The sequence below is a fragment of the Halorubrum ezzemoulense genome (assembly GCF_004126515.1).
Taxonomy (GTDB): Archaea; Halobacteriota; Halobacteria; order Halobacteriales; family Haloferacaceae; genus Halorubrum; species Halorubrum ezzemoulense.
Window position 1 is genome coordinate 1,568,086 of record NZ_CP034940.1, and the last position, 20,088, is coordinate 1,588,173.

Consider the following 20,088-nt stretch of genomic DNA (forward strand, 5'->3'; position numbering starts at 1 on the left):
GCGAAAACCGCAGTTGGTATGTCCTCCGGTCGACTCCGTAGAGCCAAATGACTCGTGTGAGCGTTATCGGCTGCGGGAACATGGGCGGCGCCCTGCTCAGGGGGCTTGCCCGCGCGGAGGGGTACCACCTCACGGCGATCGACCTCGACCCCGAGGCGCTCGCCGCGATCGAAGACGCCGTCGACGAGACGACCGAGGACGTGGCGGCGGCGCGCGACGCCGACATCGTCGTCCTCGCGGTGAAGCCCGACGTGGCGCCGGCGGTTCTCGACGACCTCGACCTCCGGGCGGACCAGCAGCTCGTGACGCTGGCGGCGGGGCTCCCACGCGAGTTCGTCGCCGAGCGCACGGACGCGCCGGTCGTCAGGATCATGCCCAACCTCGCCGCCGAGACGGGCGACATGGCCGCGGCGGCGACGAACGCGGGCCTCACCGACGAGGTCCGCGAGATGCTCGACGCGGTCGGGGAGTTCGTCGAGGTCGACGAGTCGCTGATGCACGTCTCGACCGCCGTCAACGGCAGCGGCCCCGCGTTCGCTTTCTACCTGATCGACGCGATGAAGCAGGGCGGGATCGACAGCGGACTCGACCCCGAGCAGGCGGAGACGCTGGCCGCCCAGACGTTCAAGGGCGCCGCGGAGACGGTGTTGCGCGACGACCGCAGCGTCGACGAGCTGATCGACGCGGTCTGCTCGCCCAACGGGACGACGATCGAGGGGATGGACGTGCTCTGGGACAGCGACGCCGACGAGGCGGTCGAGGACGCCGTCGCGGCCGCGGAGCGTCGCTCCCGAGAGCTCGCCGAGGCCTTCGACGATGCCTGAGGACGCGAGCGTCGAGCGAGTCGGCACGGCAGACCCCGAGCGCGTTGAGGCCGCTCGGCGGGAGGCGGCCGGCGCGGACCGGGTGATCGTCAAGGCCGGAACGAACTCCCTGACCGACGCGGACTCCCGGCTCGACCGCGTGAAGCTCGACAAGCTCGTCGCCGACGTGATGGACCTCCGCGAGCGCGGCACCGAGGTCGTGTTGGTCTCCTCGGGGGCGGTCGGCGCCGGCACCGGACGGCTCGACGTGGGACCGGAGTCGCGCGACGGGGTCGACTCGATCGCCGAGAGCCAGGCGCTCTCGACGGTCGGACAGGGGCTGTTGATGCGCCACTACACGCAGAGCTTCGAGCGGTTCGACCAGGACGTGGCGCAGATCCTCGTGACGGGCACGGACCTCGACGCGCCGGAGCGGTTCGACAACTTCACCAACACCGTCGAGAAGCTGCTGTCGTGGGGCGTCGTCCCCGTGGTCAACGAGAACGACGCGGTGGCGACCGACGAGCTCCGGATCGGCGACAACGACATGCTGTCGGCGTCGATCGCGATCGGTCTCGACGCCGACCTCCTCGTGACGCTCACCGACGTCGACGGCGTCTACACCGGGAACCCGAAGCGCGACGCGGACGCCGAGCTGATCGAGGCGGTCGACGACGGCTACGAGCGGCTCCGCGAGATCGTCGGCGACGGCACCGCGACCGACTTCGGCGGGATCCGGACGAAAGTGGAGGGCGCCCACGACGTGAGCCGCAACGGGATCCCAGCGATCATCGCGGGCTCCGCCGAGCGCGACGTGTTAGCGCGGATCGTAGCGGGTAAGCCGACGGGCACGCTATTCGTGCCAGAGACTGGTGACGACGATGAGTGACACCGACACGGAACCGGACACCGACGTGGAGGCCGACACCGACGAGCTGGCCCGGCGGGCCGAACGCGCCGCGCTCCGGCTCGCGAACGCCGACGAGGCGACGCGGAACGAGGCGCTCCGGTCGATCGCCGACGCGATCCGCGAGCGCGAGTCCGAGATACTCGACGCGAACGCGGTCGGCGTCGAGGAGGCGGAGCGGATGCTCGCCGAGGGGGAGTACACGCAGGCCTTAGTCGACCGCCTGAAGCTCGACGAGACGAAGATCGAGGAGATCGCCTCGATGGTCGAGTCGGTCGCCGCACAGGACGACCCGCTCGGGGAGACGCTCGCGGCGCGCGAGCTCGACGAGGACCTGGAGCTGTACCGGGTCGCCGTGCCGATCGGCGTCGTCGCGACCGTGTTCGAGTCGCGGCCCGACGCCCTGGTCCAGATCGCGGCGCTCGCGTTGAAGTCCGGCAACGCCGTCGTCCTCAAAGGGGGCAGCGAGGCCAGCGAGTCGAACCGCGTGCTGTACGAGGCGATCGTCGAGGCGACCGCCGACCTGCCCGACGGCTGGGCCGCGCTCATCGAGGCGCACGAGGAGGTCGACCGCCTGCTCGAACTCGACGACCGCGTCGACCTCGTCATGCCGCGCGGCTCCTCGGAGTTCGTCTCCTACATCCAGGAGAACACCCAGATCCCCGTGTTGGGACACACCGAGGGGATCTGCCACGTCTACGTCGACGAGGCGGCCGACTTGGAGATGGCCGAAGCCGTCGCCTTCGACGCGAAGGTCCAGTACCCGGCGGTGTGTAACGCCGTCGAGACGCTGCTCGTCCACGAGTCCGTCGCCGACGCGTTCCTCCCCGGTCTCGTCGAGCGGTACGAGGCGGCCGGCGTCGAGCTGCGCGGCGACCGGCGGACCCGCGAGGTCGTCGACATCGAGCCCGCGACCGACGACGACTGGGACACCGAGTACGGCGACCTCGAACTGTCGATCGCCGTCGTCGACGACGTGTACGCCGCGGTCGAACACGCCAACGACCACGGATCGAAACACACCGAGTCGGTCCTCACCGAGGACGCCGAGACGGCCGAGACGTTCATGACCGGCGTCGACGCCGCGAGCGTGTTCCACAACGCGTCGACGCGGTTCGCGGACGGCTACCGCTACGGGCTCGGCGCCGAGGTCGGCATCTCGACCGGCAAGATCCACGCCCGCGGGCCGGTCGGACTGGCGGGGCTCACCACGTACAAGTACTACCTCGAGGGCGACGGCCACCTCGTCGCGAGCTACAGCGGCGAGGACGCGGTCCCGTTCACGCACCGCGAGCTCGACGGCGCCGAGTGGACGCCGGGCTCGCTGTCGACGCGATAGCGACGGCGCCGATACCCCGTCGGTCCGATCGCCGCCAGTCGGTCGGCCCGTGACTGCGCGGACCGCGAGGGGCGGGCAGCCGACCCGTGCCAGTCGCTCACTCGCCCGTCGCGCCGGGGACGATCGTCACCGGCACCGATGCTCCCTCGGCGACGGCGAACGCGGTGTTCCCCTCTCGGAGCGACGCCAACTGGCCCTTCGACCGGTGGCCGATCACGATGTGCTCGACGGCGACGTCGTCCGACATATCGACGAGCTGTTTCCCGACCGCCGTTCCGGACCGAAGCCCGCTCCGGTCGAGATGTTCGAGCGTGACCGTCGTCCCCACGCCGATATCCTCGACGAACGACTCGATCTCGTCGCGGAAGCTCCGCTCCGCCCCAGACGCGGTCGCGTTGCTGATGACGTGGGCGACCGTCAGCGACTGACCGGTCGCCTGGGCCAGCCGCGCCGCGGTCTCGATCACCGCCTCGTAGCGGTCGTCGTCGCTGATGGCAGCGAGAATAGCCATACGCCTCTCACGTGTCAGATAATATTAACCGTTGCTCCGGTCGAGGTCGGTCGTCCGTTCGCCCCGCTCGTCGCCCGCCGGAGGCGCGGGCGCCACCGTGACGGGCCGGAGTCCTCCCAGTCAGGCGTCGAACTCCGGCAGTCGCCCGCCGTCGACGGCGACGTTCTCGCCGCTGACGTACGCGGCGGCGTCGCTCAGGAAGAACCGGAGCGGCGCGGCGACGTCCTCGAAGCCCGCCGGGCGGCCGCGGGGGAAGTCCTCGACGCCGGCCTCGGTGTTCGAGACGGCGAACGGCGAGACGGCGTTGACCGTGATCCCGTCGTCGCTGGTGTCCGCCGCCAGCATCCGCGTGAACATGAGCACGCCCGTCTTCGCGACGAAGTAGGGGAAGTTCACGGGGTGGGCGTGCATCCGGTCGCTGTCGGCGAAGCCGAGGTTCACGATTCGGCCCCACCCCTGGTCGCGCATGGCGGGCAGGGCCCGACGCGAGCAGAGCACCGTGCCGTAGAACGTCGTCTCGACCACGTTCCGCCACGACTCCCACTCGATGTCGCTCCAGTGGCGAGCGTCGAAGTCGCCGACGTTGTTGACGAGGATGTCGACCGACCCGACCTCGGCCTCCACCGTGTCGAACAGCTCGTCGACGGCGTCCGGGTCGGTGATGTCGGCTTGAGCGGTGACTGCGGTCCCGCCTCGCTCGCGGACCTCCTCGGCGGTGGCGGTCGCCGCCGCCTCGCTCTCGTTGTAGTGTACCACGACGTCGGCGCCGCAGTCGGCGATCGAAAGCAATAGCTCGCGGCCGACGCGCTTCGCGCTGCCGGTCACGAGGGCGGTCCGTCCGCTCAGGTCGGGGCGTAGCTCCATGCGGGATCCATGTACCGGATCGCTCCTAAGCGTTCCTCACGGATCGCGGCGTCGGCGGTCGGTGGTCGGCATCGCCTCGAAAAAGCAGTGGCGCGACGGCGACCGGCGAGTCGACCGCCGGGTTACTCGTCGTCGCCGCCGTCCGTGAGGATCTCGACGTCCGTCGCCTCGTCGGGTTCGGACAGCGACGGGTCTTCGGCGGTCTCCTCGGTCGTCGCCTCTTCGTCTCGCGTCCACTCTCGCGGAGTGCGTCCGTGACACATAGTACAGTATAACATACTGATTGCGGAGGATTAAATCCTCGGTCGCGATCGGCCCGTATCGACCGCGAAAGGCCCTCGCAGCCGGCCGACCGCTCGTTACGCGACCGGTGCCGACGCGGGTCCGGCGGAGTGGCCGCTAGGGGGAGACCGGCGGTGGGAGGTCGACGAGCAGCGACACCGCGACGGCGACCGCCACTGGGGGCACGAGCAGGAGCGACGCGACCGTCTGCCACCACCGTCCCGGCGCGCGAAACCGACCCGCGTTCCGCGCCGCCACCGGGTTCGCCGCGACGGCCACGTCCCCGCCCGAGAGCGTGGCCCAGTACGCGATCAGCGGAAACAACGCGACCGCGAGCGGGGAGTCCGCCGGCAGCGCGGTCCCCACTCCGACGGCGACGGCGAGGTTGATCGGGAGCGGCGCGAGCGCGCAGACCCGAATGACGCTCGTCGACGTCGACGGCGGAATCGTCGCGTCGAACTGCCCCAGGGGAATCCCGCTCGCGTGTTCCGGGAGAAGCGTGATCTCGGGGGTCATGCCGGCCAGTCGCGCCACCGCCGCGTGCGCGAGCTCGTGCGGTCCGACGAGGATAGCGACGAGAGAACGTAGCGCACGGACTGCCATCGGACGCTCACTCGGCGTCCCGAACGGTCGTGTGACGGGCAGGTTCGGCCGGGTCGGTCGCGGCGTCGGCGGCCGCTCCGCCTGCTCCGAGGTCGTCGTCACGCATACAGCCTAGCAACGGTCAGACGGCGCTTCAATCCGTCGCCCACGCTGACAGCGACCCGAGAGGGCCGTCGCCGCAACGACACACGCGCCGCCCGAACGTCCCCGTGGAGAGAGTGTCACTGGGAGCCGGCGTACACGTCGGTCCTGCTCACCCCTGAAGGAGGTTCATCACCTCGTCGGCCACGCCGGGCTCGACGGCGACGACGTAGCGCTTCCCCGGCGTGAGCGTCGTGTCGGGACGGGCGACCTGTTGGGCGTCCGCGGCGGAGACGACCAGGGTACCGTCCGGAAACCGGACCTGCGTGAGCGACTTCCCGGCGGCCGGCGCTCCCTCCGCGATGCGGACGAGCATGATGTCGAGGTCGCCCGTCACGTCCGTCAGCGCTTGGACGTCGTCACCGACGATCTCGTTCGCCGCCACGCGGGCACCCGCTCGCTCCGGGAACAACACCGCGTCGACGAACCGCGTGTACGCCTCGCCGGCGGCCCGGTCGATGCGAGCCACCGTCCGAGTCCCCGGAGAGAGCTCCCTGGCGGCCAGACAGACCGCGAGGTTGAGCCCCGTCTCCCCGGTGAGCGCCGCGACGACGTCCGCCCGTTCGACGCCGGCCTGCTCGATGATGTCGGGGTTCGTCGCGTCGCCGCGGATCACCGTGGCGACGTACTCGTCTGCGATCTCGGAGACGACGTCTTCGTCCCGCTCGACGATCGTCACCTCGTGGCCGTGGTCTGCGAGTAGCTCAGCCGTTTGGAAGCCGACACGTCCGCCGCCCGCGATCACGATGTCGAGTGAACTCGTCATGGATTCAGTCCTCCGTCTCCGGAATGGCTGTCGCGTCTGCCGCCGCCGAGTCCGCGTCCGGTTCCGCCCGCAGTCTGTTGAGCGCGAGATACGCGGCGCCGCCGAGCAGGATCCACGCCGCGCTGAGCGCTAGCGCCAACGGGTCCGTCCGCAGCAGGTACTCCACGAGCACCCCGGTCAAGACCAGGTTGAGCGCGATGCCGATCAGCGGCGGGGCCGGATAGAACGGCATCTCGTATGGACGGTTCATGTCGGGTCGCTCGCGTCGCAGCCTGATCGCGGCGACGTTGACGATGACGAACGAGAGCAGGAAGAAGAGGCTCGACATGTTCCCCGCGCTCTGCGTCGGCAGCGCGACGGAGCCCAACATGACCACGGCGCTCGCGAGGATCGCGACGAACGGCGTCCCGTATCGGTGGTGGATCTGGCCGAACGAGGGGAGCAACTGCCCCTCGCGTCCCATCGAGAACGCGACCCGCGAAGAGGCGATCACGACCGCGTTTAGCGCCGTCAGCGTCGAGAACACGGCGCCGAAGACGACCAGCGCGCCGCCGTTCCGGATGATCGGGAGCCCGGTCGGCATGAACGAGGTCGCCGCCGCGGCGATCCCGGCCTCCCCCGCCTCCGCGAGCCCCTCTGCCCCGAGCGTTCCGACGGCGACGGTGACCACGGCCAGGTAGACGACCACGGTCACGGCGAGGCTCACAAAGATCGCCTTCGGAATGTTCTCCCGGGGATTCTTCACCTCCTCCGTGACGGTCGTGATGAGGTCGTACCCCTCGAAGGCGATGAACGTGAGCCCCATCGCCGGCAGGACCGCTCCCGCTCCGCCGCCCGCGGGGAACAGCGGCTGGAACTCGGCGCCCGAGAACATCGGCGACGCCAGCCCGAAGGCGACGAACACCACGAGGATGCTCACCTTGATTATCGTGAACACCGTCTCTGCCTTCCCGCTGGCGGCCGTTGAGACGGCGTTGAGCGCCACCAACACGAAGACGGCGACGAACGCCAGCAGGAAGCCCGGGCTGACCTGCGCGCCGACGACGGGAAGGATGACGTCACCGACCTCCTCCGGCGGAGCGACGGCCCCGTAGACGTGGAGCAGTTCGAGGAAGTTCGGAGCGAATCCCAGCGCGTAGAGTGCCCCGGCGATCATGTACGCGAACCAGAGCATCCAGCCCATGATGAACGACGAGAGGTCGTCGAATATCTCCCGGACGAACGCGTACCCGCCGCCGCTCTTCGGGATCGAGCTGGCGAGTTCGGCGTACGACAGGCCGGTGAACGCGGTGACGACCCCGTTGAGCGCGAAGACGACGATCGCCGCCGGCCCGGCGATTTCCGCGGCCAGTCCGGTCAGTACGAAGATGCCGGCACCGATCATCGCTCCCATGCCGATCATCGTCGCGTCGAGCAGTCCGAGCTCGGCTTCCGGAGAACGAGTCTCGCTTCCGCTCATCGGTCGTGAAAGCCGCGTCCCGTATCGTCCATCGTACGCCCCGAAACTGGTACTCTCGTCACTTTATACCCCGGGTGAATTCGGGAGTCGCGGAATCGTGGCGGGGCCTGATACGCCCGCCCGGCGGCAGCGCGCTGGTAGTTGTTCCAGAGGGCCGGAATCCGGCCCGGATTAAAGCCGTCGGAAGCCGAGGGACGACACGATGACCCAGTCAAAGCGATTCGTCATCGCCGGCGGCGGGCGAGTCGGACTCCAGACCGCGGAGAACCTCACCGAACAGGGCCACGAGGTGCTGCTGATCGAAGTGGACGCGGACCGCGTCGAGAAGTTGTCCGACGCGTACCTCGGCCCCGTGATCCACGGCGACGCCACCGAGCAGTCGATCCTCAGGCAGGCGGACCTCCGAAACGCCGACGCTATCGCGGCGCTGACCGACGAGACGGAGACGAACACGGATATCTGTATGACCGCGCACCACCTCGCGCCGGCTATCCGGACCCTGGCCAGGTCGGAGTCGCGGACCGAACAGGAACACGGCGAGGTCGTCGACGCCACGCTGCTACCGCAGTCGCTCGGCGGCGACCACGCGGCCGATATGCTCACCGGCGAAGAGATCCGAACGCTCGTGTTCCCCACCGCCGACCTCGACATCATCGAGGTGACCGTCTCCGAGTCCGCCCCCGTCGCGGGACGCCGGCTCGACGAGATCGCCCTTCCGGCCGGGAGTCTCCTCATCTCCACGTCGGACCGAGAGTCGCTCGCCGGTCCCGACACGCTGCTGGAACCGTCAGAACAGTATATCCTCGCCGTCGAGTCGGACGTCGTCGACGAGGTCGTCAAACTCTTTCGCGGGTGACCTCGCCCGACGGCCGCGACCGCCGTCGCGACCGCTCAGGGCCCGTTCGTGACTGGGTGTTTCTCGTCGCTCGTCGCCCAGATTTGATATAGCGATATACGATTTACGAGTTCCGTCTCAAACGACATTCCGGCTTCGCGCGTCCGACAAATTTGGACGCACCCGAGCGAATCCGACCCACTCCGGAATTATTACCCCCGGCGCTCACGCAGCACGGGGTATGACAGACTCCGACTGGGGCGACTGGCTGCCGCGCGCGGTCGCGGACGCCGACCCCGACACGGTGGCGCTGTGGTACCTGGGCTGTAACGGCTTCGCGATCAAGGGGAGCGGGGGGACCGTCCTCTGGATCGACCCGTACGTGGGCACGGGCGACCCGCCGCGGACGGTACGGATGATCCCGATTCCCTTCGACCCCGAGGACGTCGAGGTCGCGGACGCGGTGTTGGCCACCCACGAGCACACGGATCACGTTCACGGGCCCTCGCAGGCGCCGATCCTCGCCAACGCGGACGCTGACCTCGTCGCGCCCGACGACTCGCTCGCGGTCGCGCGCGAGGAGGAGCGGTGGACCGACGAGTACGCGGTTGACGACGCCCAGTTCACCGAGGTGACGGAGGGCGACGAGCTGCGGATCGGCGAGTTCACCGTTCACGTCGTCGAGACCCGCGACGCGGACGCCACGCATCCGGTGGGTTACGTGATCGAACACGACGCCGGGACGGTGTTCCACGCCGGGGACAGCAAGCCGTCGCCGACGTTCGAGGGGCTCGCGGAGCGGTTCGACATCGACCTCGGCATCCTGGCGTTCGGCTCGGAGGGCACGATACCGGACAAGGAGACGGGCGAACCGGTTCAGACGAAGTGGTACAGCGACGAGAACGAGATCGCGACGGCCGCGAACGACCTCGGCCTCGACCGCCTCGTCCCGACCCATTGGGACATGTGGAAGGGGCTGACCGCCGACCCGACCGCGCTCCACGACCACGTGCGGAGCTACGAGTCTCCGGATCGGCTGGAGATCGTGGAGATCGGCGATCGAATAGACCTGTAGACGGGAGCTGAACGGCCGTTTTCGCGGCGTATCGGTTATCACCGGCGAAACCCGGCCCGTGGAATTTAAGCCCCTGCTCCGGGACCGTGGAGTATGAGCGAACGGACGGCGGAGGCGGCCACGACCGTCGACGAGGACGGCATCCGCGTCGAGAAATCCTTCACGGACGACGCGTTCCCCGTGCCGGCGGTGATGTACACCCTCTCCTCACACCGTGAGGACCCCGTACGGGTGCGTATCGTCGACCGGATCCCGGAGTCGTTCCCGATGGACCGAGTGGGGTTCCACCCGGAGTACGAGAGCGAGAACTGGACCGCGTACAAGGACCACCGCGTGGAGTTCGAACGGGTGATAGACCCCGACGAGACCGTCGAGACGGTGTTCGGGATCCGCGACGACGACCCCGACCTCGACGGGTTCCTCGGCACGCCGGTGATCGAACACGTGCCGGTCGGCGAGGAGATCGAAGACGTCCTCGGCGCCGGCGACACGGACGCCGTCCGAGAGGTGCTCTCCGGCGACCGCGCGACGCTCCCCGGAATGGCGGAAGAGGACGAACTGTTGGCGGGAGACCCCGCGGAGTCCGGTGAGGGCGCCTCGGCCCGCGATCCCGGCCCGGAACCCGCGGCGGAACCGGAACCGGAGGCAGAGAGCGCCACGGAAGCCGCCGCCGGCCGCGAAACCGAGGCCGATCCTGAGCCCGACACCCCCGAGCCGCGAACGGTCGCCGACGACGGGACGGCCGCGGTGTCCCCACATGAGGGGGAATCGGTCGGCGCCGCGGTCGAACCCGAGGCCGGAGCCGAAGAGACAACCCCTGCCGATGAGCCCGACGAAACGCCCGAAACAGACGACACAGCCGCCGAGTCGGCCGTCGAAGACGAGCCGGAAGTCGCCGACGAAGACGGAACGGAAGCCGACGAAGACGGAACGGAAGCCGACGAAGACGGAACGGAAGCCGACGAACTCGACGAAACCGACGAGACGGACGAGGCGAGTCTTCCGGGCGAAGGCGGTCTCGCGGCCGCGTTAGCGGCCGAGATCCGCACCGGGGCGGCCGACGAGGAGGACATCGAGACCATCGAGAGGGCGTTCGACGCGAGCGTGCCGCGCAGCGTCGACGTGCGGATCGCTCGACTCCAGTCGAGCGTGGCCGACATCGAGGCGTACGCCGACGCGCTCGCGGAGTTCATCGACGGCGAGGGGACCGCCCGAGAGATCCTCGACGGGATCGACGAGCGTGTGGACGCCGTCGAGTCCGAGGTCGACGCCCTCGACGATCGCCTCGACGACGCGGAAGACGATCGCGAGGAGATCGAGTCGGACGTCGCCCGCGTCGACTCCGCGGTCGCGTCGACCTCCGACGCGGTCGATGCGGTCGACGAGCGCGTGGAGACCGTCGAGACCGACCTCGATGCGGTCGAAGACGACGTGCGCGGCGTGGAAGACGACGTACAGGCGGTCGAAGACGACGTTCGCAGCGTGGAAGGTGACGTGCGCGGCGTGGAGGACGAGGTCGCGTCCGTCGAGGAAACCGTCGAGTCGGTCCGAGACGGCGTCGCGGCCGTCGAGAGCGACGTCGAGGACCTCGCCGACGACGTCGACCGGGTGGAGGGGACGGCGGACGCCGCCGCGGAGACGGTCGACGACCTGGGCGACGACGTGGAGACGCTGTACGAGGAGGTCGACAGGGCGGCCGAACGGGCCGAGAACGCCGAAGAGCGGGCCGAAAGCGCCGAGGACCGCGCGGCCGGCGTCGCGGAGCGCGTCGACGACGTGGAGTCCGGACTCGACCGCTTCGACGAGGAATTCGACGACTTGTGGGACGACCTCGCGGAGGTGGACAGCCGGCTCACCGACATCGAGGACCGGCTCGGAGAGGACCTCGACGACGTTGCCGCCGAGCTAGATGAGATCAACGACCACCTCGACGAGCTCGACGAGTTCCGTACCCGGCTCAACGAGGCGTTCGGCCCGTAGCCGCTCCGTTTCGACGATCGAGCGGCGACGCCGAACGCCGTCGGCGGCACCCCGGTTGAAAAACGCAACCCGTTTTACGCGCGCGGTCGCAGATGGGGCAATGACAGACCCGGTCCCGGTCGCCGTGCCCCGGAAGGGGCGCCCGCTCGAAGCGGTCTTAGAGCGGATCGCGACCGTCGCGAGCGACGACCGCCTCGACCGGCTCGCGGACGGCGTGAGCAACACGCTCCGATACGAGAAGGCCGTCACGAAGGGGTCGGTCGACGCCGACGAGGGCCCGTACGAGCGGCTCGCGGAGTACTCTGACCCGACGACGGCGGCCGAACCGGAGTACACGCTGCTGCGCGACGACCGGGACGGCAAGCCGCGGCGAATCGTGTTCGACGCCGCCACGGTGGATCTCGGCGACGTGACGGTCAAGCTCGTCGGCCGCGAGGAACCGTTCCGTGCGCTCCGAACCCACGAGTTCGCGCTCGGATTCGACTCCGCCGACCTCGTCTTAGAGGAGGTCGTCGGGATCCGAGGGGGCGGACTCGGCGACATCTCGGACATCAACGACCGGATCGACCCGGTCGACACCGACGTGCGCGTGGTGACCGGTCTCGGTGACACGGTGTACCACACGCTGATGGGACGCGAGGACCGACGCAGACCGGGAGAGACGTACGACCGCGCGTATCTGGCCGACTACGAGGGGTCACTGTGTATCTCGCCGCGGTACGAGCGCCTCGTCACTGCCGTGTTAGGGACCGACGCGCTCGACGGGGTGGAGTTCGTCTACCCGGAGGCCGACGAGGAGGAGGAGGCGGCGATAGCCAGGGTCGGTCTCGGCGTCTACCTCACCGTCACCGGCTCGACGGCGCGCGAACACGGACTCGCCGTCGGGGAACACCTCTTCCCGAGCGAGACGGTCCTGATGCGTAACGCGGCCGAGGCCGACGATTCGGTCTCCCGCGTCCTCCGGGCGCTCGAACGAGAGGCGGCCGACTCGGAGATCCGCGTCTGATACCAGAGATAGTATAGCGGCATGAGATGTACGCGTTCGAGTCGGGACGACGTCCGGCGCCGATGTGTGCCGTTTCGAACCGGCACCCGCCGAGTACTATCGCCAGTTACCCCAGCGTTCTCGCACTACGACTCTCGTCGCCGCACCGAACGGCTCGCGCAGAGCGGGGAAAGCGATTGAGCCGACGGACGACATCCGGGGCCGATCAGATTCACATTGCCGTCCGTTGGGCATCGCGTGTCCCAATCGAATATCTTGGATTGTATAACTAGTGGTTGGAACTGATGGTGCTAGAGAGTTGGATAATAAACTCAACCCGGCCAAAATGTGGTCCTGCTCACTGAGATAAGGTCACTTATCCAGAAATCTAGGATAGATTGAAGTCACGGCAGCGAGAACGGTCGTCCGAGAACGATGGGAGGCGATCGACAGTCGGTGAAGACGTACGTGCCGACGGAACAGAAGGACGTGTGGCGCGACCACGCCGACGAGCTCGACATGTCGCTGAGCGAGTTCGTCAGGACGATGGTTCAGGCCGGGCGGAGGGGGTTCGCGCCGACCGGATCGGAAGGTCGGGAGGAGTCCCCTTCCGAGCGCGCTGACCCCGGGGGTAGCGACCTCGAAAAGCGCGTCCACGCGGCTCTCGAATCGGGGCCCCGCTCGTGGGACGAACTCGTCCAAGCGGTGGTCGGCGACGTGGAGGACGAACTGGAGGAGACCCTCGACGAGCTACAGGAGCGCAATCGGATTCGGTACAGCGGCCGAGAAGGGGGGTACGTGTTGACCGATGAGTAGCGCGAGAGCGTCTCCGGACCCCGACGACCCCGTCGGCTACTTCCTCGAAGACCTCACCTACCACGGAAAGACGGACCGGACTAGGGCGGCGTACGAGCGCGTCCTCCGGCGGTTCGAGGCGTTCCTGGACGACGTTGATCCGGAGGCCGCGACGCACCGCGACTGTATGGCGTTCGTCCACTCGTTGCGGGGTGACGTCGCCGACAGCACGGTCGCGACGTACGCGGCGTACCTCCACCGGTTTTACGGGTACATGACGGAGGTAAAGGCCTTCGACGGTAACCCGATGACGCTGGTGATGGAGGAAATGGACGAGACCGTCGATAAGGACCCGGCCCGCCGCGACGTCTCGGTCCCTGCGATGCGCTCGTTCGTCGCCGGAATCCGGCACCCGCTCCACCGCGCGCTGGTGGTGACGCTCCTCAAGACCGGCATGCGGGTCGGCGAGCTGTGTAACCTCGACCTGCGAGACCTGTCGGTCAGCGACCCGGACCTCCTCAACGCGGCGTACTCGCTCGGGGGACGCCCGGCGCTGTCCGAACGGCCGGACTCGATTTTCGTGACCGCCGAGGCGACCGTCGGCGAGGAGCTGAACGGGGAGGTGCGAACGGCCGCGAACAAACGGAAGCGCGGGACGGTGATCCCGGTCGACGACGAACTCCGCAGAGCGCTGAAGGCGTGGCTCGCGGTGCGTCCGGACTCGCCGTCGCCGGCTGAGCCGCTGTTCGTCGGCACCGCGGAGGGATGGGGGGAACGATTGGAACCGCAGGCGGTCAGACACGTCGTCGAGCGGCACGCCCGCGAGGAGGGGTGGTACCGGACCGGCGGCGGCGCCGACGAGAACGTCACGCCCCACTACTTCCGCCACTTCTTCACGACGCACCTCCGCGACAGAACCGGCGACCGCGGAGTGGTGAAGTACCTCCGCGGCGATGTCGCCGACGACGTGATCGACACGTACACGCACAACTGGGGGGATCAGGTCCGGGAGGTTTACGAGGCGAACGTCTACCGACTCTTCGCGTGAGAGTGGTTCCAATTTCGTCGTCCCAGTAGCGACTCGTTTCGTTCGAGCGCAGCCACGTAAATCGTATGTGGCTATATCCAAACTGTGGGGCCGGTCGCGAAGATACCGGGGTGGTCGCACACGAGCACGGTGGGCTGAACCCTTCCGAAAATAGTCGACGGCGCGGCCGGCCGCTCGAACGGTCCGCGTGTCGACTGACGGCGAAGCACCGTGTCACTCACATGTCGGAAGACGGTGAAGCAACGGCGATGGCGCTCCTGAGAGTGCCGCCCTCACCGGCCTGTCCGTCCTCGCCGGGACGGCGGTCACCGCCATCCTCTGTGTCGGACCCCGACGGCTGTCCCGCGCGGCGAACGGCTTCGGCGACCGCTCTCGCGACGTGGCCCCGTACCTCGCGGCGGCGCCGGCGGACCGCGAGCCGGTACCCGGTTCCGGCGAGCGGTACGGCTGGGCGCTCGCGGAAGGGACCGGCGCGGCCGCGGCGCTCGCGGAGCGCGCCCGCGACCGGGGCGCCGACGTAGCCGCCGAGCGATTCCGCGAGCGGCGCAACCGGTTCGTCGACTGCGTCGACACGTACCGCGGCCCGGCCGGGCCTTGGTACGAGAAGCTCTCGCCCGCGGGGAGCGGCGGCGGCCCCGTACCGCCGGAGCCGCCGGGCGTCGAACCAGACTACCACCCCGCGAGCGCCCACTTCGAGAGCTGGCGCTCCGGGTGCGGTGAGCGCGGAGAACGGCTCAGGCGACCGAAAGGAAAGAGTGGGCGCGGTCCGCCCGACGGTCACTCCTCGTCGAGGAGGCTCTCGACGAGAGCCTCAGGGTCGAATCGCGTGATGTCGTCGTACCCCTGCCCGGTTCCGAGGAAGAGGATCGGTTTCCCGGTGACGTACGCGACCGAAATGGCGGCACCACCGGAGGAGTCGGCGTCGGCCTTCGTCAAGATTGCGCCGTCGATCGCGGCGGCGTCGTTGAACTCTTTCGCGCGGTTGACCGCGTCCTGCCCCGCGACGGCCTCGTCGACGAACAGCGTCATGTCCGGGTCGACGACGCGGTCGATCTTCTCCAGTTGGGCCATTAGGTCGTCGCTCGTGTGGAGCCGCCCCGCCGTGTCGCCGAGGACGACGTCGACGTCGTTCGCCTCGGCGTACTCGACGCCGTCGTAGATGACGGCCGCCGGGTCGCCGCCCTGGTCGTGGCTGATCAGGTCGCGGCCGAGCCGGTCGGCGTGTTCGCGGATCTGCTCGTTCGCGCCCGCGCGGTACGTGTCGCCGTTCGCGAGGACGGATGAGTAGCCTCGGTCACCGAGCCACTCGGAGAGCTTCGCGATGCTCGTCGTCTTCCCGACGCCGTTGACGCCGGTGAAGACGATGGTGACGGGTTTGTCGGCCTCGGCGATCCGCTCTTCGAAGTCGAACTGTCCGACGGCGATGACGTCGAGGAGGGCGTCGTGGAGCGCAGACTCGACGAGTTCGCCGGTCGTCTCGACCTGCTTGCGGGACTCGCCGAGCATGCTCTCGCGGACGCTGTCGAGGATCTGCTCGGCGACGCTCATCTCCACGTCGCTCTCGAGCAGCGCCATCTCGAGGTTCCACAGCGGCTCCTCGAGGTCCTCCTCCTCAATGATGATGCGCCCGGTCGCGAACGCCTTCGCGCGCTGGAAGGTACTCGGCTCGTCGTCGTTCGACGACTCGTCCGAACCGCCCGCGTCGCCGTCGACCGCCGAAGGGGATTCCGCGGTCGCGTCGGCGCCGCTCTCAGCGGTCGTCGCTTCCTCGGGCGGGGCCTCGTCCTCCTCGGCCTCCGTCGACTCCTCGACGTCCTCGCGGAAGCCGGAGAGCTTGTCTTTCAGTCCGTCGAACACGGTATAGTCTCCGTCTTACTCCCCGTCGCCTTCCTCGGCCTGCTGCATCTGCTGCATCTGCTGTTGCTGCATCTGCTGTTGCATCTGCTGGGCCTGCTGTTCGAGCTCGTCGCTCTCGGACTCCAGCTCGTCGACCTCCTCCTGCGTCTCCTCGATCCGGTCGTCGAGCGCCTCCTGCTTGCGCCGGAGGACGTCGATCGCGTCGCCCTGCTCCTGCTCCGCGGAGTAGTTCCCGCCGAGCGAGACGATGACCTCGTCGATGTCCTGGACCTCCGCGCGGAGGTAGGCGCCGCCGCCGAGCGGGACCTGAACGGTCGCGCCCGTGTCGAGGGTCTTGATGGCCTCGACGGCGTCGTCGATGTCGGCCTTCTCCTCGCGGTAGTCGGCGATTTCGCCTTCGAGGGCCTCGATCTCCTCGTCGAGCGCCTGGATCTCCTGTGAGAGCTGCTGGAGCTGCTGTTGTCCGCCGCCCATCATGCCTCGGACACCTCCTCGATCTCGATCTGGGTGCGCTTCCGGTTGTGCTGGCTCCCGACCGTGGTGTAGATCCGCTCGCGGGCGAGGTCCTCGTTCTCCGCCTCGATGTCCTTCGTGAACGGCTGGTCGCCGTCTCGGCTCTGGAACCGTCCACTCACCGTGTAGGTACTCATGTTCCCCGATCCGGCAGGGACAGGGAAGTATCTTCCTAAAAGGCGACAGGCGGCCGCGTCATCGCGGACCGCCCGCGACGACGGCCGTCACGGCGTCGCGTCACGGAAATCGTGTGCCGAGGGAGGTCATCCCGAGAGGTCCGCGCGGCGGAATCGGACGATAGCGATCGCGAGGAGGACGGCCGTCGCGGCGAGCAGGACTGCGGCGCCCGTGAGGTCGTACTCGCCCAACACCAACACCGCGGAGGGGTCGTAGTGGGCCGTCGGGCTGACGTTCCCGGCCGCGGCGTAGTCGGTGCTGGCGACGAGGGAGTCGAACATGAACAGCGCGAACAGTCCCCCGAGCGCGACCCGCTGAGCGACCCCCGGCCGCGAGAGCAGCGTCGAGACGGCGATACCCGCCGCGACGCACGCCACGTGATACGGCACCGCGAGCGCGTGGACCGCCGCGAGGCGTTCGACCGCGATCGTCTCGCCGACCGCGACGACGCCGACGTACGCGACGACCGGCAGCACGACATTGAGGAGGACGACGAGCGGAACCAGTCCGAGAAACCGACCGATCACGACGTCACGTCGCGCGACGGGCGCCGACAGCGTCAGGTCCATGCGACCGGAGGCGATGTCCCCCGCTATCGTCCCGCCGGCGAGGTACGCCAGGTACAGCCCGACCAGCAGGAGCCAGGCGAACTGGTAGAACTCAACCGCGAGGAAGCCCTCGATAGATGAGATGGCGATGATCCCGAACGCCTCCCGGACCGCGGGCGGGAACGCCTCGACGTACGCGTCGAGGTCGACGTCCGCGGTCGCCAGGGACGGGAAGAACGCGAGGAACACCAACAGGAACGAGGAGAGCAGGCCAGTCAGCACGACCGTTCCGCGGGCCCGGCCGGCGGCGTCGTACCGTGCGATCGCGAGCCACGGGGTCGCGCGGTCGCTCATCGCTCGTCACCCCCCGATTCGGCGGTCGGATCCGCGTGCGCTCCGCGGTTGGTCGACGCCTCGGCCTCCTGACGCTCGCCGCCGCCGATCGGTCCCGGAACGTCGCCGTCGTAGAACGTCATGAACGCCTCTTCGAGCGGCGCATCGACGACGTCGAGGTCGAGGACGGTGTACCCCGAGAGCAGGTCGACCAGCGCGTCGTACTCGCCGGTCCACGTGAACGAGACGGTCTCTCCGACGCGCAGATTCATGATCCCGCGGAGCTCGAAGTCGCCGCGATCGACGTCTTCGGCGACGCGGATCCGCACCTGCTTGCCGCCGCGAGAGCGGAGGTCTGCGACCGACTCGACCGCGACGAGGTGCCCCTCTCGGAGGACGCCGACGCGATCGCACAACGCCGCCACCTCGCCCAGCACGTGGGAGGAAAGGAGGACGCTCGCCCCGTCGCCGACGCGCTCGCGGACGAGGCCCGCGAACTCCTCTTGAAGCAGCGGATCGAGTCCGGAGGTCGGCTCGTCGAGCAACAGGAGTTCCGGGTCGTGCATGAACGCGGCCACCAGCGCGACCTTCTGCCGGTTTCCCCGGGAGAGGTCGCCGATGCGGCGCGACTCGTCGAGCCCGAAGCGTTCGACGAGGCGGTCGCGGCTCGACTCCCCGCGGAGCGCCGCTTGGTGGTCTAAGAACGCGCCGGCCGTACGGTCGCGGTCGAGCCCCGGATCCCCGGGGAGGTACCCGATCCGCTCGCGTGCGCGACGCGACGCGACCGGGTCCGTGGCGTCGCGCCCGAGGAGCGTCGCGCCGCCGTCCGTCGGCGACAGGAACCCCAACAGCGTGCGGATCGCGGTCGTCTTCCCCGCGCCGTTCGGGCCGAGGAAGCCGAACACCTCGCCGTCCTCGACGGTGAAGGAGACGTCTTCGATCCCCCGGACGTCGCCGTAGTACTTGGAGAGGCCGCGGCACTCGATAGCGGGCATACCGTCCTCAACTCCGCTGTAGCTCTTAAATGTGGGAGTGAGGTTCGCGAAGCGAAGCGGGGGCGGCGACGAGGGGGCGGCGGGGAGAAGGCGGAGCGCGGTTCAGTCGATGAAGCCGAGCGTCTCCTCGATGCGGCCGAGCTCCGGTCCGGTCGTGTCGTCACCGACGACGTACCCCTCGTCGGTGGCGAGGAGGCCGGAGCCGACGAGCGGCGCGCCGTAGTTGATGGTGCCGAGGTCGGCGCGGACGTCGAGCGCCTCCTCGACCGCTTGAAGCTCCGACTCCGTCGACTGTGGATGACACAGCACGCCCGTGTCGTTGGCGACCGCCGCGGTTCCGACCGTCCGGACGTCCCCGAGATCGCCCCGGGTCACGGGAACGTCGAGCGCGTCTTTGATCGTCCGGATCGATTCGCGCGAGAGGTCCGGGTGGACGTACGCGCCGTAGTCGTTCGCGAGGACGACGTTCCCGGCGGCGTTGATCTCGCCCGGGAGTTCGCGCACCGGGACGCCGGCGGCGTCCGCGATCCGCTCCTTCTCGCGCTCGGTCGCGCGCGAGGAGACGAGGATCCCGTTCTCGTTGCCCGTCGCGAGGGATCCGACCGTGTTGGACCTCCCGACCGTCGTCAGCAGCGGCTCCGCGCCGAGTTCCGCCCCGAGGTCCTCGGCGAGCGCCTCGTCGACGTCCGGTCGGATCAACAGGAGGTCGTCGACGGCGCGGGCGAACACGCCCACGTACGACGAGCCGGTGAAGGTCGCCCGTAACACGTTACTCGGCGTGCTCGGCCTCGACGACCGGTTCGCCGTCCTCGACGAACCGAGCCGCGCGGACCCGCACCGTGCTGGGCGGGTTCTGGCGCCCGTTCGCCCAGACGGCCTCGTTGACGGAGCCGTCGATGATCACGTCGCCCTCGTCGACGGAGAAGTGCTTCGCGAGGTGCTGCCGCGTGATCTTCATCGCGTAGTCGGCGCGCTGCTGGACGGGCTTCTCCTTGGCGTCGCGGAGCGGGACGGTGACGACGCGCTCCTCGAAGTCGTTCGTCGACATTTACTCGTCCAGGTCGTTCCGGCGCCAGTTGCGCCGCTTGGGGTTTCGCGTCACGTTCATGTCCGTCTTCATCATGACCCACGCGGGGACGCGGGTGTTCTGGCGCTCCGCCTTCGCCAGACGCTTCTTTTGAGCCTTCGACTTGTCTCCCATAGTGGCACACACTTTCCGCGGGGCGCATAAAACCCCTTCCATACGGGTCGCGCGAGGCGCCCGCGAGTCCC

The 20,088-nt window shown here is 68.8% G+C and carries 24 protein-coding genes; 9 read left to right on the forward strand and 15 right to left on the reverse strand.

The window, feature by feature from the left end:
• Positions 1-47: 47 nt before the first annotated feature.
• Genes proC through EO776_RS07820 form a run of 3 tightly spaced genes read left to right on the forward strand, consistent with a single transcriptional unit; the run spans position 48 to position 3,049 of the window.
• Positions 48-824 carry a pyrroline-5-carboxylate reductase gene (gene proC / locus EO776_RS07810; protein WP_080508529.1) on the forward strand — a complete coding sequence of 259 codons (777 nt, stop codon included), beginning with the start codon at positions 48-50 and terminating at the stop codon, positions 822-824.
• Positions 817-1,692 carry a glutamate 5-kinase gene (gene proB, locus EO776_RS07815; RefSeq protein WP_086216369.1) on the forward strand — a complete coding sequence of 292 codons (876 nt, stop codon included), beginning with the start codon at positions 817-819 and terminating at the stop codon, positions 1,690-1,692. The genes proC and proB overlap by 8 nt, the downstream gene beginning before the upstream one ends.
• Entirely contained in the window at positions 1,676-3,049 is a 1,374-nt protein-coding gene (locus tag EO776_RS07820) for a glutamate-5-semialdehyde dehydrogenase (RefSeq protein WP_100050471.1), read from the forward strand. The genes proB and EO776_RS07820 overlap by 17 nt, the downstream gene beginning before the upstream one ends.
• A 97-nt stretch (positions 3,050-3,146) precedes the next feature.
• On the opposite strand, the gene EO776_RS07825 is transcribed toward EO776_RS07820, so the two are convergent.
• The 6 genes from EO776_RS07825 to EO776_RS07845 all read right to left on the reverse strand — a co-directional run bounded on the left by EO776_RS07825 (position 3,147) and on the right by EO776_RS07845 (position 7,675).
• Positions 3,147-3,560, reverse strand: coding sequence for a universal stress protein (locus tag EO776_RS07825; RefSeq protein ID WP_094519764.1), 414 nt, complete (start codon positions 3,558-3,560; stop codon positions 3,147-3,149).
• A 120-nt stretch (positions 3,561-3,680) separates the two neighbouring features.
• A complete protein-coding gene (locus EO776_RS07830; RefSeq protein WP_049929524.1) occupies positions 3,681-4,424 on the reverse strand; it encodes an SDR family NAD(P)-dependent oxidoreductase in 744 nt (247 codons plus the stop codon).
• 122 nt (positions 4,425-4,546) lie between these two features.
• Entirely contained in the window at positions 4,547-4,687 is a 141-nt protein-coding gene (locus tag EO776_RS18935) for a hypothetical protein (RefSeq protein WP_155120025.1), read from the reverse strand.
• A 136-nt stretch (positions 4,688-4,823) separates the two neighbouring features.
• The gene (locus tag EO776_RS07835) at positions 4,824-5,309 is read right to left on the reverse strand and encodes a hypothetical protein (RefSeq protein WP_086216366.1); all 486 of its coding nucleotides are present in this window, start codon (positions 5,307-5,309) and stop codon (positions 4,824-4,826) included.
• 253 nt (positions 5,310-5,562) lie between these two features.
• A complete protein-coding gene (locus tag EO776_RS07840; RefSeq protein ID WP_049929522.1) occupies positions 5,563-6,216 on the reverse strand; it encodes a potassium channel family protein in 654 nt (217 codons plus the stop codon).
• 4 nt (positions 6,217-6,220) lie between these two features.
• The gene (locus tag EO776_RS07845; protein WP_094519763.1) at positions 6,221-7,675 is read right to left on the reverse strand and encodes an APC family permease; all 1,455 of its coding nucleotides are present in this window, start codon (positions 7,673-7,675) and stop codon (positions 6,221-6,223) included.
• A 202-nt stretch (positions 7,676-7,877) separates the two neighbouring features.
• Between EO776_RS07845 and EO776_RS07850 the strand changes: the two genes are divergently transcribed.
• The 6 genes from EO776_RS07850 to EO776_RS07875 all read left to right on the forward strand — a co-directional run bounded on the left by EO776_RS07850 (position 7,878) and on the right by EO776_RS07875 (position 14,393).
• The gene (locus tag EO776_RS07850) at positions 7,878-8,531 is read left to right on the forward strand and encodes a potassium channel family protein (protein WP_049929520.1); all 654 of its coding nucleotides are present in this window, start codon (positions 7,878-7,880) and stop codon (positions 8,529-8,531) included.
• Between the two features lie 220 nt (positions 8,532-8,751).
• Positions 8,752-9,585, forward strand: coding sequence for an MBL fold metallo-hydrolase (locus EO776_RS07855; protein ID WP_094519762.1), 834 nt, complete (start codon positions 8,752-8,754; stop codon positions 9,583-9,585).
• A 93-nt stretch (positions 9,586-9,678) separates the two neighbouring features.
• A complete protein-coding gene (locus EO776_RS07860) occupies positions 9,679-11,565 on the forward strand; it encodes an alanine-zipper protein (RefSeq protein ID WP_094519761.1) in 1,887 nt (628 codons plus the stop codon).
• 100 nt (positions 11,566-11,665) lie between these two features.
• Positions 11,666-12,571, forward strand: coding sequence for a hypothetical protein (locus EO776_RS07865; RefSeq protein WP_094495704.1), 906 nt, complete (start codon positions 11,666-11,668; stop codon positions 12,569-12,571).
• Positions 12,572-12,985: 414 nt separating this feature from the next.
• Entirely contained in the window at positions 12,986-13,366 is a 381-nt protein-coding gene (locus EO776_RS07870) for a DUF5805 domain-containing protein (protein ID WP_094580170.1), read from the forward strand.
• Entirely contained in the window at positions 13,359-14,393 is a 1,035-nt protein-coding gene (locus tag EO776_RS07875) for a tyrosine-type recombinase/integrase (RefSeq protein ID WP_089307628.1), read from the forward strand. Before EO776_RS07870 ends, EO776_RS07875 begins: the two co-directional genes overlap by 8 nt.
• A 217-nt stretch (positions 14,394-14,610) precedes the next feature.
• On the opposite strand, the gene EO776_RS18940 is transcribed toward EO776_RS07875, so the two are convergent.
• The 9 genes from EO776_RS18940 to EO776_RS07925 all read right to left on the reverse strand — a co-directional run bounded on the left by EO776_RS18940 (position 14,611) and on the right by EO776_RS07925 (position 20,017).
• Positions 14,611-15,069 (reverse strand): hypothetical protein, encoded by a 459-nt coding sequence (locus EO776_RS18940; RefSeq protein ID WP_186279028.1) that lies wholly within the window; start codon positions 15,067-15,069, stop codon positions 14,611-14,613.
• A gap of 101 nt (positions 15,070-15,170) precedes the next feature.
• On the reverse strand, positions 15,171-16,250 hold the full coding sequence (gene ftsY, locus EO776_RS07890; protein WP_086219602.1) for a signal recognition particle-docking protein FtsY: 1,080 nt from the start codon (positions 16,248-16,250) through the stop codon (positions 15,171-15,173).
• Between the two features lie 15 nt (positions 16,251-16,265).
• Positions 16,266-16,724 (reverse strand): prefoldin subunit alpha, encoded by a 459-nt coding sequence (gene pfdA, locus EO776_RS07895; RefSeq protein ID WP_049929512.1) that lies wholly within the window; start codon positions 16,722-16,724, stop codon positions 16,266-16,268.
• Positions 16,724-16,900, reverse strand: coding sequence for a 50S ribosomal protein L18Ae (rpl18a, locus tag EO776_RS07900; protein WP_049929511.1), 177 nt, complete (start codon positions 16,898-16,900; stop codon positions 16,724-16,726). The genes pfdA and rpl18a overlap by 1 nt, the downstream gene beginning before the upstream one ends.
• Positions 16,901-17,026: 126 nt before the next feature.
• Positions 17,027-17,842 carry an ABC transporter permease subunit gene (locus EO776_RS07905; protein ID WP_086219604.1) on the reverse strand — a complete coding sequence of 272 codons (816 nt, stop codon included), beginning with the start codon at positions 17,840-17,842 and terminating at the stop codon, positions 17,027-17,029.
• Positions 17,839-18,816, reverse strand: a complete 978-nt coding sequence (locus tag EO776_RS07910; protein WP_094580172.1) for an ABC transporter ATP-binding protein — start codon at positions 18,814-18,816, stop codon at positions 17,839-17,841. Before EO776_RS07910 ends, EO776_RS07905 begins: the two co-directional genes overlap by 4 nt.
• Before the next feature lie 102 nt (positions 18,817-18,918).
• The gene (locus EO776_RS07915; protein WP_049929508.1) at positions 18,919-19,584 is read right to left on the reverse strand and encodes a translation initiation factor IF-6; all 666 of its coding nucleotides are present in this window, start codon (positions 19,582-19,584) and stop codon (positions 18,919-18,921) included.
• Position 19,585: 1 nt separating this feature from the next.
• On the reverse strand, positions 19,586-19,864 hold the full coding sequence (locus EO776_RS07920; RefSeq protein ID WP_049929507.1) for a 50S ribosomal protein L31e: 279 nt from the start codon (positions 19,862-19,864) through the stop codon (positions 19,586-19,588).
• Entirely contained in the window at positions 19,865-20,017 is a 153-nt protein-coding gene (locus tag EO776_RS07925; RefSeq protein ID WP_004050128.1) for a 50S ribosomal protein L39e, read from the reverse strand. It abuts the gene before it with no gap.
• Positions 20,018-20,088: the final 71 nt, after the last annotated feature.

Coding starts and splice junctions, on each gene's coding strand:
- rpl18a (WP_049929511.1), bottom strand. CDS start 16,900: ATGAGTACCTACACGGTGAGTGGACGGTTCCAGAGCCGAGACGGCGAC.
- proC (WP_080508529.1), top strand. CDS start 48: ATGACTCGTGTGAGCGTTATCGGCTGCGGGAACATGGGCGGCGCCCTG.
- EO776_RS07825 (WP_094519764.1), bottom strand. CDS start 3,560: ATGGCTATTCTCGCTGCCATCAGCGACGACGACCGCTACGAGGCGGTG.
- EO776_RS07850 (WP_049929520.1), top strand. CDS start 7,878: ATGACCCAGTCAAAGCGATTCGTCATCGCCGGCGGCGGGCGAGTCGGA.
- EO776_RS07920 (WP_049929507.1), bottom strand. CDS start 19,864: ATGTCGACGAACGACTTCGAGGAGCGCGTCGTCACCGTCCCGCTCCGC.
- EO776_RS07860 (WP_094519761.1), top strand. CDS start 9,679: ATGAGCGAACGGACGGCGGAGGCGGCCACGACCGTCGACGAGGACGGC.
- EO776_RS07855 (WP_094519762.1), top strand. CDS start 8,752: ATGACAGACTCCGACTGGGGCGACTGGCTGCCGCGCGCGGTCGCGGAC.
- EO776_RS07865 (WP_094495704.1), top strand. CDS start 11,666: ATGACAGACCCGGTCCCGGTCGCCGTGCCCCGGAAGGGGCGCCCGCTC.
- EO776_RS07870 (WP_094580170.1), top strand. CDS start 12,986: ATGGGAGGCGATCGACAGTCGGTGAAGACGTACGTGCCGACGGAACAG.
- EO776_RS07835 (WP_086216366.1), bottom strand. CDS start 5,309: ATGGCAGTCCGTGCGCTACGTTCTCTCGTCGCTATCCTCGTCGGACCG.
- EO776_RS18935 (WP_155120025.1), bottom strand. CDS start 4,687: ATGTGTCACGGACGCACTCCGCGAGAGTGGACGCGAGACGAAGAGGCG.
- EO776_RS07905 (WP_086219604.1), bottom strand. CDS start 17,842: ATGAGCGACCGCGCGACCCCGTGGCTCGCGATCGCACGGTACGACGCC.
- EO776_RS07910 (WP_094580172.1), bottom strand. CDS start 18,816: ATGCCCGCTATCGAGTGCCGCGGCCTCTCCAAGTACTACGGCGACGTC.
- EO776_RS07830 (WP_049929524.1), bottom strand. CDS start 4,424: ATGGAGCTACGCCCCGACCTGAGCGGACGGACCGCCCTCGTGACCGGC.
- proB (WP_086216369.1), top strand. CDS start 817: ATGCCTGAGGACGCGAGCGTCGAGCGAGTCGGCACGGCAGACCCCGAG.
- pfdA (WP_049929512.1), bottom strand. CDS start 16,724: ATGGGCGGCGGACAACAGCAGCTCCAGCAGCTCTCACAGGAGATCCAG.
- EO776_RS07845 (WP_094519763.1), bottom strand. CDS start 7,675: ATGAGCGGAAGCGAGACTCGTTCTCCGGAAGCCGAGCTCGGACTGCTC.
- EO776_RS07875 (WP_089307628.1), top strand. CDS start 13,359: ATGAGTAGCGCGAGAGCGTCTCCGGACCCCGACGACCCCGTCGGCTAC.
- EO776_RS07925 (WP_004050128.1), bottom strand. CDS start 20,017: ATGGGAGACAAGTCGAAGGCTCAAAAGAAGCGTCTGGCGAAGGCGGAG.
- EO776_RS07840 (WP_049929522.1), bottom strand. CDS start 6,216: ATGACGAGTTCACTCGACATCGTGATCGCGGGCGGCGGACGTGTCGGC.